The sequence below is a fragment of the Pseudomonas sp. D3-27 genome (assembly GCF_051132165.1).
Lineage (GTDB): Bacteria > Pseudomonadota > Gammaproteobacteria > Pseudomonadales > Pseudomonadaceae > Aquipseudomonas.
Map to the genome: position 1 here is coordinate 3,412,833 of NZ_CP071667.1, position 15,132 is coordinate 3,427,964.

The 15,132-nt window shown below is 61.6% G+C and carries 14 protein-coding genes; 6 read left to right on the forward strand and 8 right to left on the reverse strand.

Annotation, left to right across the window (positions count from 1 at the left end; genetic code table 11):
- Positions 1-540 precede the first annotated feature (540 nt).
- From J3P92_RS15310 to J3P92_RS15325, 4 genes are all read right to left on the reverse strand, one after another.
- Positions 541-2,307, reverse strand: coding sequence for an ABC transporter ATP-binding protein (locus J3P92_RS15310; protein WP_434648086.1), 1,767 nt, complete (start codon positions 2,305-2,307; stop codon positions 541-543).
- The gene (locus J3P92_RS15315; RefSeq protein WP_434651137.1) at positions 2,304-3,413 is read right to left on the reverse strand and encodes a beta-glucosidase; all 1,110 of its coding nucleotides are present in this window, start codon (positions 3,411-3,413) and stop codon (positions 2,304-2,306) included. Before J3P92_RS15315 ends, J3P92_RS15310 begins: the two co-directional genes overlap by 4 nt.
- 63 nt (positions 3,414-3,476) lie before the next feature.
- Positions 3,477-4,658 (reverse strand): UDP-galactopyranose mutase, encoded by a 1,182-nt coding sequence (glf, locus tag J3P92_RS15320; RefSeq protein ID WP_434648089.1) that lies wholly within the window; start codon positions 4,656-4,658, stop codon positions 3,477-3,479.
- A complete protein-coding gene (locus tag J3P92_RS15325) occupies positions 4,646-5,800 on the reverse strand; it encodes a glycosyltransferase family 1 protein (RefSeq protein ID WP_434559537.1) in 1,155 nt (384 codons plus the stop codon). The genes glf and J3P92_RS15325 overlap by 13 nt, the downstream gene beginning before the upstream one ends.
- Before the next feature lie 297 nt (positions 5,801-6,097).
- Here J3P92_RS15325 and galE point away from each other — a divergent pair, with 297 nt between their 5' ends.
- Entirely contained in the window at positions 6,098-7,144 is a 1,047-nt protein-coding gene (gene galE, locus J3P92_RS15330; RefSeq protein WP_434648091.1) for a UDP-glucose 4-epimerase GalE, read from the forward strand.
- 203 nt (positions 7,145-7,347) lie between these two features.
- Here the strand turns inward: galE and J3P92_RS15335 are convergent, their stop codons facing one another.
- The 3 genes from J3P92_RS15335 to J3P92_RS15345 form a co-directional block, all read right to left on the reverse strand.
- Entirely contained in the window at positions 7,348-7,614 is a 267-nt protein-coding gene (locus tag J3P92_RS15335) for a hypothetical protein (RefSeq protein ID WP_420765914.1), read from the reverse strand.
- Between the two features lie 75 nt (positions 7,615-7,689).
- Positions 7,690-8,415, reverse strand: coding sequence for a ferritin-like domain-containing protein (locus J3P92_RS15340; RefSeq protein WP_434648094.1), 726 nt, complete (start codon positions 8,413-8,415; stop codon positions 7,690-7,692).
- Positions 8,412-9,587 carry a hypothetical protein gene (locus J3P92_RS15345; RefSeq protein WP_420765912.1) on the reverse strand — a complete coding sequence of 392 codons (1,176 nt, stop codon included), beginning with the start codon at positions 9,585-9,587 and terminating at the stop codon, positions 8,412-8,414. Before J3P92_RS15345 ends, J3P92_RS15340 begins: the two co-directional genes overlap by 4 nt.
- 294 nt (positions 9,588-9,881) lie before the next feature.
- On the opposite strand from J3P92_RS15345, the gene J3P92_RS15350 reads away from it, so the two are divergent.
- The 4 genes from J3P92_RS15350 (at position 9,882) to J3P92_RS15365 (ending at position 13,797) form a co-directional block, all read left to right on the forward strand.
- Positions 9,882-10,565, forward strand: a complete 684-nt coding sequence (locus J3P92_RS15350; protein WP_434606493.1) for an SOS response-associated peptidase family protein — start codon at positions 9,882-9,884, stop codon at positions 10,563-10,565.
- A gap of 114 nt (positions 10,566-10,679) precedes the next feature.
- Positions 10,680-11,060: a RidA family protein gene (locus tag J3P92_RS15355; RefSeq protein WP_420765910.1), complete on the forward strand. Its 381-nt coding sequence runs from the start codon at positions 10,680-10,682 to the stop codon at positions 11,058-11,060.
- 418 nt (positions 11,061-11,478) lie between these two features.
- Positions 11,479-11,814, forward strand: coding sequence for a DUF6124 family protein (locus tag J3P92_RS15360; RefSeq protein WP_434559545.1), 336 nt, complete (start codon positions 11,479-11,481; stop codon positions 11,812-11,814).
- Positions 11,815-12,033: 219 nt separating this feature from the next.
- Positions 12,034-13,797: an L-lactate permease gene (locus J3P92_RS15365; protein ID WP_434559547.1), complete on the forward strand. Its 1,764-nt coding sequence runs from the start codon at positions 12,034-12,036 to the stop codon at positions 13,795-13,797.
- An 85-nt stretch (positions 13,798-13,882) separates the two neighbouring features.
- Here the strand turns inward: J3P92_RS15365 and J3P92_RS15370 are convergent, their stop codons facing one another.
- On the reverse strand, positions 13,883-14,218 hold the full coding sequence (locus tag J3P92_RS15370) for a hypothetical protein (RefSeq protein WP_420765907.1): 336 nt from the start codon (positions 14,216-14,218) through the stop codon (positions 13,883-13,885).
- A gap of 248 nt (positions 14,219-14,466) precedes the next feature.
- Here J3P92_RS15370 and J3P92_RS15375 point away from each other — a divergent pair, with 248 nt between their 5' ends.
- A complete protein-coding gene (locus tag J3P92_RS15375; protein WP_420765906.1) occupies positions 14,467-15,123 on the forward strand; it encodes a polysaccharide lyase family 7 protein in 657 nt (218 codons plus the stop codon).
- The last annotated feature ends 9 nt before the right edge of the window (positions 15,124-15,132 follow it).

The window sequence follows — 15,132 nt, forward strand, 5'->3', positions numbered from 1 at the left end:
GGCGGTGGCACATCCAACATCTCTGCAAGCTGAACCACCGCTATCGCGAGCAGGGCTCGCTCCCACAATAGGTCCTGCGGTGTGGCCAGATTCAACAAACAACACTGCCCCCCTGTGGGAGCGAGCTTGCTCGCGATGGCGGCGGCACATCCAACATCTCTGCAAGCTGAACCACCGCTATCGCGAGCAGGGCTCGCTCCCACAACAGGTTCTGCGGTGTGGCCAGATTCAACACACAACACTGCCCCCCTGTGGGAGCGAGCCTGCTCGCGATGGCGGTGGCACATCCAACATCTCTGCAAGCTGAACCACCGCTATCGCGAGCAAGCTCGCTCCCACAATAGGTCCTGCGGTGTGGCCAGATTCAACAAACAACACTGCCCCCCTGTGGGAGCGAGCTTGCTCGCGATGGCGGCCGCACATCCAACATCTCCATAAGCTGAACCACCGCTATCGCGAGCAAGCTCGCTCCCACAATAGGTCCTGCGGTGTGGCTAAATTCAACAAGCAACACTGCCCTGCGGTGGCAAATTTGAGGCGCTAGCGCTTGCCCAACTCCATCCCCTGGGCCTGCCACAGCGTTTGGAACGGCCCTGCGCGTTGGCGCAGTTCATCGGGCGCGCCGTCCTGGACGATTCTTCCGGCCTGCAGCACCAGGATCCGATCGAACCTTGCGACCGTCGACAACCGATGGGCCACTGCCAGTACGGTGCGGCCGCGCATCAGGTCGTCCAGGGCCATTTGCACCTTGGCTTCCGATTCCGTGTCCAGGGCCGAGGTGGCTTCGTCGAGGATCAGGATCGGCGCGTTTTTCAGGAACGCCCGCGCCAACCCCAGGCGCTGGCGCTGACCGCCCGATAACATCACGCCGCGCTCACCCACCAGGGTATTGAACCCGTCCGGCAGGCCACGGATGAACTCTTCGCAATAGGCATGGCGGGCCGCGTCGATCACCTGTTCCTCGGTGGCATCGGGCTGACCATAGGCGATGTTCTCGTAGATGGTGCGATTGAACAGCGCCGGTTCCTGGGGCACCACGGCGATCTGTCTGCGCAGGCTGTCCTGGCTGACCGAGCGCACGTCCCGGTCATCGATCAGGATCACCCCGCTGCGCACATCGTCAAGGCGCTGGACCAGACTGACCAGCGTCGACTTGCCCGCCCCCGAAGGGCCGACAATGCCGACTTTCTGTCCGGCGGGAATATCGAGGAACAGGTGCTTGATCGCACCCCGACCGTCGGCGTAGCTGTAGCTGACGTCGATAAAGCGAATGTTGCCGCGCCCCGGCGCCAGTTCTGCCGGGGTGTCGCTGAGGGCGTGCGGCTGGACGATGATGCGCAGGGTCTCGGCGATCACGCCCATTTGCTGCGAAGTATCCACCAAAGCCAGGGCCAGGTCCCGCGAGCCGTGCAGGATGCGAAACGACAATGCACTGACCATCACCACATCGCCCGGGGTGATCTGCCCGTCCTGCCACAACAGGATCGACCAGCCGAGCATGCCGCCGGCCATGATCGACAGGCAGATGTCATGCAGGACCCGGGCTTTTTCAAGGTAGATCCAACTGCGGCGTTGAGCCTTGGCCTCGACACCTATCGCTTGCTCCAGTCGACGCCGTTCCCGATGCCGGGCGGAGAAAGCCTTGATCGTCCAGACGTTGGAAACCTGGTCCACCAGCTCGCCGCCGACGCGCGCGGCCTGGGACGCGAAGTCGATGTGGCGACTGCGGCCTCGCAGGCCCATCACTGTGATCAAGGTCGCCACCACGACCACGGCGCCAATCAACGCGATGCCCATGGAAAGTCGCACGGTGAACAACACCACCACGGCCCCGATGAAATCGACGCAAGGCGGGATGATTTTCCAGGCCAGCCCACCGTAGATGGACCCAGCCGCGGCGCCCGCCGAGGAAATCCGATTGGCCAGGGCCCCGGCAAAATGCTGGGAGAAATAGCGCATTGGATGGCCCGTCAGATGATTGAACAGGTCGATGCGCAGGTCCGCGCAACTGGCGACCACCGTCCGACAACCCAGGTAACCACCGGAGCGCCAGAACACGTTTTCAATCACGATCAAGGCAATGAACACGGTGAACGGCAGCCACACATGCCCGTCGGCCTCCCTGCCCTGGGCCATCGCGTCCACCAACAGCTTCATACCGAACTGCACCGCCACGGCGCAGCTCGCGGCGCCGATAATCAGCAAAAACAAGGTCGCGAAATGCCACGGCCTGAGGGTGACGTAGCGCCAGAGAAAAGCGATCGCCGTATTGGGCAACGGCAGCCCATGGGGTTGCTGGCTGTTCATGGCACTTGTGCCGTCGCCACGGGTGAGGCGAAGCGCGCCTGCAACGCGGTGATCGCCACCAGCAGCGGATGGAAGGACGCGCGGCTTCCCTCATTGTCGGCGTAACCGAACACACCGGTGGGACAGTAGCGGTCATCGTCCCAGCCCGGGTAATCGAGAAACGGATACCAACACATTCCCTCCATCGGAATTTTCCGCTCGATGGCCAGCGCCAGTTGCTCGCCGATGTAGTTCAACCACGGAACACGGGCGGTGTCTTCGGCACCGGTTTCCGACAGTAGCATCGGCCTGCGGTAGCGCTGGTGGACCTCGCTGAGCATGCCCACCAACGGGCGATATTCGGGGCTGCCCGGCTCGATCCGATTGCCATGGAGGAACCACTGGTTATGGGGATAGAAGTTCACCCCGACGATATCCAGGTACTCCTCTCGTCCGCCCAGCCCCGGCCAGCTTCTGCCGGTCAGCAGATCCCAGGCCTCGAACTGGGATTGTCGATACGCCTCGGCGGCCTCGATGTCCTCGGCTCGCCGAGTCGAGGACAGTACGTTGATCAGTGGATCGCACTGGACGAACCGCGCACCGGGCGTGACCTCTCGAATCGCTTCGATGGCCGCGATGCTTGCGCGCACCAACTGATGCTTGAGTTCAGTACCCCGACGCTGCGCGCCTGGGTTGAAATAACCGACGTCGCCGCCGGCCCAGCTCCAGAAAGAAATCTCGTTGATCGGCGAGTAGAACGGGACCTCGATCCCCTCCTCGCGCATCAACCGCGCCACGGCGGCGCAGAAGCGGGCAAACCGCTCCACGAAAGCGGGGCGCCAGATGTCCAGGTCGTCGGGATAGCCGTAATGACACAAGTCCCATACCACTTGCACATCGCAACGCCGGGCGGCGCGCAGCATCGGCAGGAAGCTGCTCCAGTCGTAACGGCCCGGTTGCTGCTCGATCACATGCCAGCGCAGGCCATCCCTGGCGCAACGGATGCCCAACCTGGCGAGCTGGCGATAATCCTCGCCTGCCCAGCGGTCGTGGCGAGTCGCCGCGAGCATGTCCAATCGGCGCCCATCGGCGCGGCGCTGGGTGGAGCACTCGTAGCCGGCCATCATGAAACTGCTGAAGATCCTGTCCTGCACGTTGCGGTCTCCTGTACGCAAAGGCGGAGCCAGGCATCAACCTGGCTCGACCTCGTGGGCCTTCGCCTGAACACCCTCTTGCTCGGCGATACGCTGGTACAACGCGAGCGCCTGCCCTACCACCTGATCCATGTTGTAGTACTTGTAGGTGCCCAGCCGCCCGAGAAAAGTCACCCCCGGCGTTTCATCGGCCAACGCCTTGTACCGCTTGTACAACTCGGCATTCTCCGGACGCGGAACCGGGTAGTACGGGTCACCGTCGGAGCAGGGAAATTCGTAGGTCACGCTGGTGCGCGGGTGTTGCTGGCCGGTGAGGTGCTTGTACTCGGTGATACGCGTGTAGGGCACGGCCTCGTCCGGGTAATTGACCACCGCCACCGGCTGAAACTGCTCCTGATCCAGGGTTTCGTGCTGGAAACGCAACGAGCGGTACGGCAGCCGACCGAAGCAGTGGTCGAAGTATTCATCGATGGGCCCGCAATAGACCAGTTCCCGATGTGGAATGCGCTGGCGCACAGCCTTGAAATCGGTGGACAGCAGCACATCGATGTTCGGATGGTCGAGCATGCGCTCGAACATTCGCGTGTAGCCGTGCAAGGGCATCATCTGGAACTGGTCGGTGAAATACCGATCGTCCGTGTTGGTGCGTGTCGGCACTCGCGAGGTCACCGATTTGTCCAGCTGCGAAGGGTCCAGGCCCCATTGTTTGCGGGTGTAGCCGCGAAAGAATTTCTCGTACAACTCCTGACCGATCTGGTTGATGACCACGTCCTCGGAGGTACGGATCGTCTCGACCGGCTCCGCCCGCTGCGCCAGGAACGCCTCGGCCTGGGCTTCATCCATGGACAAGCCGAACAGCGTGTTGAGGGTGGTCAGGTTGATCGGAATCGGCACCTGGTGGCCGTCGACCTGGGCCAGGACCCGATGTTCATAGGGCCGCCATTCGGTGAACCGCGACAGGTAATCGATAATGCGCTGGGCGTTGGTGTGAAAGATATGCGGGCCGTAGCGATGGACCAGCACCCCCGCCTCGTCCAGATGGTCGTAGGCGTTGCCGCCAATGTGATCGCGACGATCGATCAGCAGGACGCGCTTGCCCAACCCATCGGCCAGTCGCTCGGCCAGTACGCTGCCGGCAAAACCGGCGCCGACGATCAGGTAGTCGTACGGCGTGGCATCGAGTGAGTTGTCCAGGGTCTCGAGGGTTATCGTTGGCATTCGATCTGCTCCTTCATCATTGCGCACGTCTTGTCCCAGGACATGCCGTCCAGGGCTTTATCGGCGTACTGCGCAATCACGCCTGGCTGGGTGCGCAGGTCCAGCGCGGCCTGGATCGCCTCGATGAATGCCTGGGGTGAATCAGCAATGGCAACGACGCCACTGCCGCCGTAGCCGTTGACGACATCACGGATCGGCGTGGATACCACCGGGCAACCGCCCGCCAGGTATTCGGGCGTCTTGGTGGGGCTGATGAAGCGCGTGGATTCGTTCAGGGCGAACGGCATCAACGCTACGTCCCAACCCGCCAGGTAAGCGGGCAACTCCTCATATTGCTTGGCGCCCAGATAATGAATATTAGGCGAGCGCGGCAATGTAGCCGGATCGATCTTGACCACTGGCCCGATCAGCACGATCTGCCACTCGGGGCGTTGGGTAGCCAGTTCCCTCACCAGGTCGATATCGAAACGCTCGTCGATGACCCCGAAGAACCCCAGCCGCGGATGAGCAATCGCGGCCTGGTCCGCCGGGTCCGGAATCGGCTGTCGGGCCGCGGCAAAGTGCGCGACATCAACGCTGCTGGGCATGGCGTGGACGTTGTCATGGTGCTGGCGTTTGGCCTCCCACAGGCTGTAGCCGCCGGTGAATACCACGTTGGCCTTTGCCATCAACCGCCGCTCCATTTCCACCAGCGCGGGCGGGGCGAACTTGAAGGCCGAGAGCTCGTCCATGCAATCGAAAATCACCACGTTGGCCTCCAGGTGATCGGTGAAGACCTGGCTCATGGGCGTGAGGTACCAGAGCATCAGCTCACTCGGCCAGTGTTGCGCCAGCCAGGCGTCCAGCAGCTCGCGCTGGGCATCGATCACCTGAGCTTCATCCAGCCCTTCCGGAAGCCTGGGCACCAGCACCGTTACGCCCTCGGCCACCCCATAGTGTTCCAGGTGCGCGGTCTGCCGCCCTTCGAAAATCGGCTCCTCGAAGAACAGAACGTCGTAGTCCCTGGCCAATCGCGACATCACGTGCTGGGGCCGTTGGTAGACAAAACCCCAGCGCAAATGTGACAGGCACAACAGCGTGGGTCGCAGGCTCGTGGTGGAAGCGGCGCTCTGCTTGGGGTGAAGTTGTTCTTGTTGATTCATGTGACGTTCCTTTTCTAGAGATCGATGCTGGGCCCACCGGAATCTGGCGCTGGCCGCCTGGCAAACAAGACCTGAAGACTCCCCTCGCGCTTGGCCTTGTGGACGTTGGAGAAAACCGGTTCCAAAGCCGTTCCAAAACTTGTTGAAGCCAGCCGACAAACTGCACGCACCGATCAGTCAACTGCTCTGAACTCCTGACGCACACCACCACACTCAACAGAACAGGCTGATGTCTCCCAACGCCGAGTGTCTCGCCCATGAGACATCAGGACAGGGACAACCGAGAGGGATTGAGTGATGATTCTGGTAACAGGTGGTGCGGGCTACATAGGTGCCCATGTGGCGGTCGAGTTGATGAACCAGGGCAACGGGGTGCTGATCCTGGACAATCTCTGCAACAGCTCCCGGGGGACACTGCAGCGCATTGCGGACGTGACGGGACGCGAGCCCGGTTTTGTCTATGCCGACGTGCGCAACCGACGGGCGCTGGATAACGTGTTCAAGGAATACCCCATCGAAGCCGTCGTTCACTGCGCCGGGCTCAAGGCCGTGGGCGAAAGCGTGCGCGAGCCGCTGCGGTATTTCGATACCAACGTCAGTGGCAGCGTGACGCTGTGCCAGGCCATGGCCGAAGCCGGCGTGTTCAACCTGGTGTTCAGTTCATCGGCGACGGTCTATGGCGATTGCCAACAGATGCCCATCGCCGAGACCTGCCCAACGGGACAGCCGACCAACCCTTATGGCCAGTCGAAGCTGATGGCCGAGCATGTCATGCGTTGCACCGCGAATTCGGACTCTCGTTGGTCCATCGGCCTGCTGCGCTATTTCAATCCCATCGGCGCCCATTGCTCCGGCCTACTGGGAGAGACGCCGACGCAGACGCCCAACAACCTTTTGCCGTACCTGTTGCAGGTAGCCAACGGTGAGCGGGAGGTGCTGCGGATATTCGGTTCCGACTACCCGACGCCGGACGGCACGGGGATCAGGGATTATGTCCATGTGGTAGACCTGGCCGAGGGACATCTGCGGGCGCTGGAGTTTCTGCGTGGGCAGACCGGTGTACACATCTGGAACCTGGGCACTGGGCGTGGTTATTCGGTGCTGGAGGTGGTCAGCGCGTTCGAGCGCGTGACCGGTGAGACGGTGCCGCTGGCCTTTGAGGCGCGTCGCCCGGGCGATATCGCCCGGTGCTGGGCCGACCCTGGCAAGGCCGCCGAACAACTGGGCTGGAGCGCCCGTCATGGGCTTGAGCGGATGCTGGAGGATGCCTGGCGCTGGCAGTGCCTGAACTTCCCTCGGGCCGAGCGCAAGGAGGTGGTCTGGCCGAGTGTTGAACAGGGATGAATCCAAATGGGGAGATCCAATGTGGGAGCGAGCCTGCTCCGTGCGGCGATCCGACGATGGCGGGGTTTCAGTGAAGGAATATGCTGGATGTACCGGCCTCATCGCGAGCAGGCTCGCTCCCACAGGGGCAGTTTTGACGTCGGTTGCGCTGCTGCTGAAGGACGAGTGTGGGAGCGAGCCTGCTCGCGACGAGGCCCTCGCATTCAGCCACCAGGCAACCGCATCCCCTTCACATTCAAACAATCGCGCTGGTTCCTCGAAAGCATCTCCACGGTCTGCTGATACGCCTGATCGGCCGCATCTTTGAGCAGTTGCCAGTCCTCCAGGCTGATAAATTGATGCAACACCAATTCATCGGCGCGCCGAATCAGCGTGTCGCGATAATCCTCGGGAAAGTCCAGGCGATACGCGTCGTCTTCGAGCAAAAGCCGCCAGGCTTTCAATTCCATCTCAAGGTCGGTTTCACTCACGGGCGGTTGTCCTTTTGAAGTTCGAACCAGCGGCCCACCCCGGGTCAACCAGGGTGGAGCCAGTTACAAGCAAGCTCAGCTCACTTGCGCAAGCAGGTCTTGCTTGATGAAGTTGCGCACCGTGGCCAAGTGCGTTTCCTCCTGTTCCAGCGCATGGCCGAAGCGCTTGGCGATCAGCGGATGACCACCCTTGTGCGCCAGCTCGATCAGCAGTTCCCAAGCCGCGTTGTCTTCCAGTTCGATGGTCAGGATCGCGCTCATCGATTGCGAGACGGTTGTGCGTGGGTCAGTCAATACTTGCAGCACGCCCAGGGCCTTGACGCCTGCCACGTCCGCGCAAGGCGTCATGGCCGTCGGGTCGCCGCCGAGGGTTTCGATAGCTTCGCGCACAATGTTCATGTGCTCCAGTTCCTCGGCCTGGATCTGACGCAAGGTTTCCACCAATGCTGGGTCGGCACCGGGCGCGGACGTGGCCTTGGCGACCATCGCCTCATACAGCCTCACGCCGGTGCGCTCGAAGGCCAGGCGTTCGCCGAGCTTGTCCAGCAACACTTCCGGCGCCTTGCCGATGGTCTTGTCCAACGCGGTCTTGACCATGCCTTTGACCGAGCCTGGCGCCGGCACCGAGCCTATCAGGTCGGCCTCGCGAATGGCGCGCTCGCGTTCGGCGGTGTAGTCGCTGATGTCGCCGGGCACGTCCGCCGGGAACAGTCGGGTGGCTTCCAGTTGGCGAGCCGTGTCCTCGGGAGACATCTGGGTACCGGTACGATTCATGCCGATGGTGACTTGGCGTTCGCTCATTGCTGTTCTCCCACTGGGTTGAGTTCGGAGCCGGGCTTGAAGGTGTAGCCGGCCGAGGCGATGTTGGCGGGCACGCCTTCGCTGTTGAGCTGGGCGCGGTAGTCGAGGGACGCATGGCCTTCGCGCTCCTTGGGCACGTAGTCGATGCCATGGGCGCGCAGGTCGACTTCCCGGGACAACGTCTCGCGGACAAAATCGCGCTGGCTCTTGAAGGCAATCATGCGTGGCAGCGGACCGGCCAGGATTTCGGCGGGATCGCGCCGTTCGTGCTTCTTGAACAACTCGCAGGCCAGGTTCAAGTGGCCCAGTTCGTAGTCGAGGAAGCGTTCCCACATCGCTTTGATGCGCGGGTTTTCTTCCTGCTCGGCGCAACTGGCGTAGGTGTAGACCTCCATTGCCTCATGCACCAGCCACTTCTCCATGAAGGATTCGCTGGGGTCCTGCAGCGAGCCGTACTGGGTGACGTGCTGTTCCTCCACCGAGGCAATCTCGGCGTACAACGCCCGTGCCACCGGGTCAGCGAACAGCGGGCCGATGTTCATGTAGTAATCGTGGGTCTGGTATTCCGCGCCGGTAATCAGCGCGGCATGGATTTTGGTGATCAGTGCGGCGCTGTCCTTCTGATAGTTGTCTCGAAGGTCATCGCCGGGGGCGCGGTGGTGCTCGCTGGTGGGCCGGCCGGGCACGATGTCCGTGTAGCCTTGCAGGATGTTATTGGCGTCCTTGCCTTCCAGGCGATCAAGCATCGCGGCGTAACGGTAGAGGTGGTCGAAATCTTCCAGCAAACCGAAGCGGTATGTCTGCGCCTGGTAAGGATCCGGCTCGTTCTGGGCCACCGCGGCGGTGACTTCGATGGCGACCTGTTCGTAGGCCACGGTGGTTTCCAGGGGGGAATGATCCGCCGACAGCAACCAGTTGATGGCCGTCATCTGATGGTGTTCGGCACGCCTGACCTGAGCCAGGGGCAGCTGCAGCTCCTTGTGGAAACGCGCACCGAAATGCTTGAGGCGCAGGGCGTCGGACTCGACGCCGTTCATCAATATCACCCGCACACGGGTGAACGCATCGTCGTCCAGTTTGCTGATCGGTTTGCCGGCCAGCTCACGCCAGGTAAAGGTCTGCTTGTCGAGGGGCGTCCCTTTGTTATCCAGCAGATTATCGATTTTGGTCATGGGTCGATCTCCTTCATCAGAGGCCACGCGAAGCAACGTCGAAGCAACGGCGCTGGGGCACAAAACGAACGACCCTGGAGAAATGCGCAGCTCTCCACGCAGACGATGAGCGGTCGCATAAGTGGATGAAACGCCGCTTGATTTTCCGCTCATCAGGTCGCGACAAGGATTTTCGAACCAAGGGCTGGCGCGCCGGCTCGGAGGTACATAACAACGCCGCAGCCCACCGCAAACGAAGCGGTCCCAGGGCTTTCACGGCGGGGGTGTCGTACAAATCTGCCTGGAGTTTTCGCGATGTGTGAATGTTTCGTTCAGCCTGTTTCTTCCAAGGATTCCCTGGCGTTCTTTGCCCAGCGCGAGCCCTTCGGCGCCAACCAATCAAGCTTGTCCGCCGACAGCCTTCACGCCGCGGTGGCTCCCGCGCTTCATGACCGACAAAGCGTGATCAAGCCGAACATGCAGGTCAGCGCCATCCGCAACCGTGGCGGGCGCCTGGAAAGCATCAAGGTGCGCTGGGGGTGGTCGCCCGTCTGGTCGATGGGCACGATGCCGCCCTTGACCCACCTGCCCTTGCACCTGGTGATGCGCTCCAAAGTGTTTGACCGGATCAAGCGCGACGGCCGCGTCCTGGTAGCGGTGGACGGCTGGTATGAAGCCGCCTCGGACACCATCGCGCCCGCCCAGGCCAACCGCCTGAGCTATACGACTTCGCGGCAGTCGTCGCCCATCTTTCTCGCCGCCCTGGCCCAGGCCAGTGAAACGCCCAACGGTTGCGACGGGCTGGCCTTGGTGACTTATGGCGACATAGCCAATCAACAGCAGCGACTGCTGGCCTTCACTGGCGAAAACGCCCTCCAGTGGTTGCGCCCTGACCTGGATTGGGAACAGGCACGACACATGGCTGCACACGTGGCCGTCGACGAACCGCAACTGGAGCACGTGCTGACCGCCAAGCGGATGGTCCAGGGTCGCCGGTGACCGTTATCCGCCCCAGTTGCGGAAATCGCTGACAGCTCGATAATCGGCGCTAAACTGGCGGGCCAGTCGCTTTGAAGTGACTGGCCTTTTTTCTTTTACGAGCAAGAGACTTCCATGGCGAACCCAGACATCACGTTCACTCCCGACCCGGACACGGACTCCATCTCTTCGGACGTCGCCGGCTTCGGCGGCCTGCTGGTTTCCACGCAAATCCCCACCCGCGCCGACGGCAGCCTGGAACTGGGCGATATCACGGCGCAGAGCGAATGCACGTTGCAGGCACTCAAGACCGCGTTGGAACGCGCCGGCAGTTCCATGGACCGCGTGTTGCACCTGACCATCTACCTCACCGACATGGCCGACCGCGCGGCCTTCAACGAAGTCTACAAACGCTTTTTTGCCAAGCCCTGGCCCGTGCGCGCGGCTGTCGGCGTGGCGGCGTTGGCGGTTGAAGGGATGCGGGTGGAAGTGACGGCGATGGCGGCGAAGGGCTGAGCGGCAGACCTCAAACAAGCGAGGTGCTTTTGTGGCGGGTTCTGTGTTAACCCATCTCTTCAGCCTACAGAGGGCTGTGTTTATTCGGTTGTAGGATCCTTCGGGTTCGGGCTACGTCGCCTTGCGCCCTTACCTACAACTACGCCAGAATCCGCCGGCTTGTGCGCCTTGGGGCCGGGCTTTACTGTTGCTCGGTCGCTGAACATCAGCGATCGGGTTTGGTAGCCCGGCTTCTACATGACGCACAGCTTCACTTTTGAGGTGCCCTTGCGCATCTGTATCAATGGTGGCCATGCGTAGGGCGTCTTCGGGCGCGCCGGTGTTCATGTGGACCGGTCTACCAACCTTCGTATGGCCGCCACCCTTCGTTTGGTAGCGAGGGCGAAAGCTTCTCTAAATTCCACATGAGAACTTCACTATGTTCAAAGTAACCCCCAACCCTCCCGACACCGATCCAGCCGACTCGAAAGACTTAGACGAAGCCGCCGACCGCGCCCTCGACTTCTACCTCAAGCCCAAGTCCAGCCAATCGAAAACTGACCCAGGCCGGCTGTTCACCGTGAATGAAGGCATCGACACCGAAGCCCTGCTCGCCAACCTCAGCGAAACCCTCGCCTCGGCCGATGCCATGATCAACGACCTGGCGTTCGACCTGGACGGCTCGCGACGACACGTTGCCCTGGGCATCCTGCAGTTGATCGAACTGGGCGCGATGCTCGCCAACCGCGCGCTGGAAAACGTCGAAGCGCGATAGCCCCCTCCCCCGAAACCCTGTGGGAGCGAGCCCGCTCGCGATGGCGGTGGCACAGTCAGCATTACTTCCAACTGACCCACCGCCATCGCGAGCAAGCTCGCTCCCACAATGGGTAGGCGGGGCCAACAGGTTCCAATCCCGTCCCCCGATCCCCGCCTATACTTCTCTGCCAATCCCCCCGGGGCCTGCGCTTCCAACAATAAAAAGCAGAGGTGGAACATGGTCTGGCAACAAGTCTACGATCCCTTCGGTAATGCGGTGCTGTCGACGTTTCTGGCGGCGGTCCCGGTGGTGGTGATGCTGGCGTCCCTGGCGTTCTTTCACGTCAAGGCACACCTGGCAGCGCTGTATGCCCTGGCCTCGGCGTTGCTCATCGCGATTTTCGCCTTCGGCATGCCCGCCGACATGGCCGGTTCAGCGGCCCTGTATGGCGCGGCCAACGGGCTGCTGCCCATCGGCTGGATCGTGCTCAACATTATCTTCCTGCACCGACTGACCACCGAGAACGGTTCGTTCAAGGTCCTGCAGGATTCCCTGGCGCGCATCACCGATGACCGCCGCTTGCAGTTGCTGTTGATCGCCTTTTGTTTCGGCGCGTTTTTCGAAGGCGCGGCGGGTTTTGGCACGCCGGTGGCGGTAACCGGGGCGATCCTGATCGGGCTGGGCTTTTCGCCGCTGGCCGCTTCGGGCTTGGCATTGATCGCCAACACCGCTCCCGTGGCCTTCGGCGCGCTGGGTACCCCAATCATTACACTGGCCAAGGTCACCGGCCTGGATGAGATGGAGCTGTCGATGATGGTCGGCCGGCAGCTGCCGTTCTTCTCGGTGATCGTACCGTTCTGGCTGATCTGGGCGTTCGCCGGCTGGCGCAAGATGCTTGAAGTATGGCCCGCAATCCTGGTGGCCGGTGTCAGCTTCGCTATCCCGCAATTTCTGGTGTCGAACTACCACGGGCCGATGCTGGTGGACGTGATTGCCGCGCTGATATCCATGGCCTGCCTGGCCGGTTTTCTCAAAATCTGGAAACCGGCCACGATTCACACCTCGGCGGCGCTGACCGGCCGGCACGACGACTCGAAGATTGACGCCAGCGAACAACAAACACCAGTGGCCAGCGCCGCGTTTTCAAATGACGCTCGACCCGCCGTGCTGCGCGCCTGGATGCCGTGGATCATCCTCACGGTGTTCGTATTCGCCTGGGGCACCCAGGGCTTCAAGAACATTTTCGACACCCGCCCGGCCATCGACCCGCAGACGCAATCGGCCAGGCTCGACCCCCAAGGCAAGCCGATGCGCGAGGCGAATCCGATCTTCTCGCCGCTGTTGACCTTCGGCACCATCCACCAACAGATCGAAAAAGTCCCGCCCGTAGTGCCCCAGCCTAAAACCGAGGAAGCGGTCTACAAGTTCAACTGGTTCACCGCCACCGGCAGTGGCATCTTCCTGGCGGCGATCGTGGGAGGCTTGCTGATGGGTTATTCCATCCCGCAACTGGTGCGCCAATACCTGCGAACGCTCTGGGTGGTGCGCTATTCGCTGATCACCATCGTGGCGATGCTGGCGTTGGGTTTCCTCACGCGTTATTCGGGCCTGGACGCCACCATGGGCCTGGCGTTCGCCGCGACGGGCATCTTCTATCCGATGTTCGGCACCCTGCTGGGCTGGCTTGGCGTGGCGCTGACCGGTTCGGACACCGCTTCCAACGTGCTGTTCGGCGGTCTGCAGCGGGTCACGGCGGAACAGCTGGGGATCAGCCCGGTGCTGATGGCTGCCGCGAACAGTTCAGGCGGGGTGATGGGCAAGATGGTCGACGCCCAGTCGATCGTGGTCGCTTCCACCGCGACACGGTGGTACGGCCACGAAGGAGAAATCCTGCGCTACGTGTTTTTCCACTCGGTGGTACTGGCGATTCTGGTGGGCGGGTTGGTGACATTGCAGGCGTATGTGGCGCCGTTCAGTCACATGGTGGTGGGAGGACGCTGAAAGAGGAGGCATGATCGGGGGCTATTGTGGCGAGGGGATTCATCCCCTCGCCACAGGTAAGCTCGCCTACCTTTAACGCTTGGGTTTACTGAACGTTCTTCAGCTTGACCACATCACCGGAAACCGAAGTGGTGTAACCGGTCAGGACCCAGGCCCAGAACCAGTTTTCCTGGACTTGGGTGTTGATCATGGCGTCGCCGCCCTTGGCCTGGATCGCTGCGTTCTGGGCGCGCACGAAACGGTTGTTCTGGCGAATCGGGATCACGCCGAACAGCAGCAGGCCGGTGGCCTTGGCTTCACTGTGACCGACGACGGTGTATTGGCTGCTGTCGTATTGCTGGGTCTTCATCGGGGTGCCGGTGCAACCCGCCAGGACCAGGCCAAACAGTGCGCAGGCGACAACTTTGCTGAGGTGGTTCATTTGACGCTCCATGGGAAAACGCCCGGGATCCATCTCTCGGGCGGCGCGTACTCTACCCGATCAGCAACAAAATGACACAGGATAACCTGCCCGGTTTTTCGGCCTGAGGGGCTTATCACAGAGCCATCCGTCAGGTACGCCTCCAGCGAAACACGCCCTCGTCGATAACATCAAGACTACGCCACGGAAGGCTGTTTTTTGTCTTGACGGCCGCCAGATAGCGGCCGGTCCCGTTGGAGGGTTTCATCATGATTGACGTGACGGTCTGGAGCGTCACCCTGCCGGTGCAAACGCCCGCGCAGGTCGTGGCGACCAAAGCCATGCCGAGTTTGAAAAACAAGTATTTCGACAATAACGGCCAGAGGATTGTCTTCTGGGCCCCCGTCACCGGCTCTCATACCGGTAACAGCGATTACCCGCGCTCAGAACTGCGGGAAACCAGCCGGGACGGGAAACACCGCAACTGGCGCTACAACAGTGGCGTCAACACCCTCAAGGGTGAATTGACGGTCAACCAGGTGCCTTCGGAAGGCCGTGTAGTGGTGGCGCAGATTCACGCCAAGAATGCGCCGACGCCGTTGTTGAAACTGGTTTACCGCTATGCAAAGGGCACCGGCAACATTGACGTGGAATACCGGGTCAAGCCCAAGGACAAGAAAAGCCCGGTGATCTACACCGTGCCCAAGGTGCCGTTGAACAAGTCCTTCTCTTATACGCTGCAGATGGACAAGCAAGGCCAGCTCTCGGTGCTGATCGGCAACAGTGGCAAAAAGGTGAAGCTCGACAAGTCCTGGTACGGCTACGACTTCTATTTCAAGGCCGGCGTCTACACGCTGGACAACAAGGGTTACTCCAACGAAGGCGGGAAAGTGACGTACACCAAGCTGAGCGTCAGTCACAAGTGACTGACGTTC

What these genes read in the sequence shown, in the direction of transcription:
- glf (WP_434648089.1), bottom strand. Translation starts at nt 4,658, where the DNA reads ATGCCAACGATAACCCTCGAGACCCTGGACAACTCACTCGATGCCACG.
- galE (WP_434648091.1), top strand. Translation starts at nt 6,098, where the DNA reads ATGATTCTGGTAACAGGTGGTGCGGGCTACATAGGTGCCCATGTGGCG.
- J3P92_RS15310 (WP_434648086.1), bottom strand. Translation starts at nt 2,307, where the DNA reads ATGAACAGCCAGCAACCCCATGGGCTGCCGTTGCCCAATACGGCGATC.
- J3P92_RS15365 (WP_434559547.1), top strand. Translation starts at nt 12,034, where the DNA reads ATGGTCTGGCAACAAGTCTACGATCCCTTCGGTAATGCGGTGCTGTCG.
- J3P92_RS15340 (WP_434648094.1), bottom strand. Translation starts at nt 8,415, where the DNA reads ATGAGCGAACGCCAAGTCACCATCGGCATGAATCGTACCGGTACCCAG.
- J3P92_RS15325 (WP_434559537.1), bottom strand. Translation starts at nt 5,800, where the DNA reads ATGAATCAACAAGAACAACTTCACCCCAAGCAGAGCGCCGCTTCCACC.
- J3P92_RS15375 (WP_420765906.1), top strand. Translation starts at nt 14,467, where the DNA reads ATGATTGACGTGACGGTCTGGAGCGTCACCCTGCCGGTGCAAACGCCC.
- J3P92_RS15315 (WP_434651137.1), bottom strand. Translation starts at nt 3,413, where the DNA reads ATGATGGCCGGCTACGAGTGCTCCACCCAGCGCCGCGCCGATGGGCGC.
- J3P92_RS15345 (WP_420765912.1), bottom strand. Translation starts at nt 9,587, where the DNA reads ATGACCAAAATCGATAATCTGCTGGATAACAAAGGGACGCCCCTCGAC.
- J3P92_RS15370 (WP_420765907.1), bottom strand. Translation starts at nt 14,218, where the DNA reads ATGAACCACCTCAGCAAAGTTGTCGCCTGCGCACTGTTTGGCCTGGTC.
- J3P92_RS15355 (WP_420765910.1), top strand. Translation starts at nt 10,680, where the DNA reads ATGGCGAACCCAGACATCACGTTCACTCCCGACCCGGACACGGACTCC.
- J3P92_RS15350 (WP_434606493.1), top strand. Translation starts at nt 9,882, where the DNA reads ATGTGTGAATGTTTCGTTCAGCCTGTTTCTTCCAAGGATTCCCTGGCG.
- J3P92_RS15360 (WP_434559545.1), top strand. Translation starts at nt 11,479, where the DNA reads ATGTTCAAAGTAACCCCCAACCCTCCCGACACCGATCCAGCCGACTCG.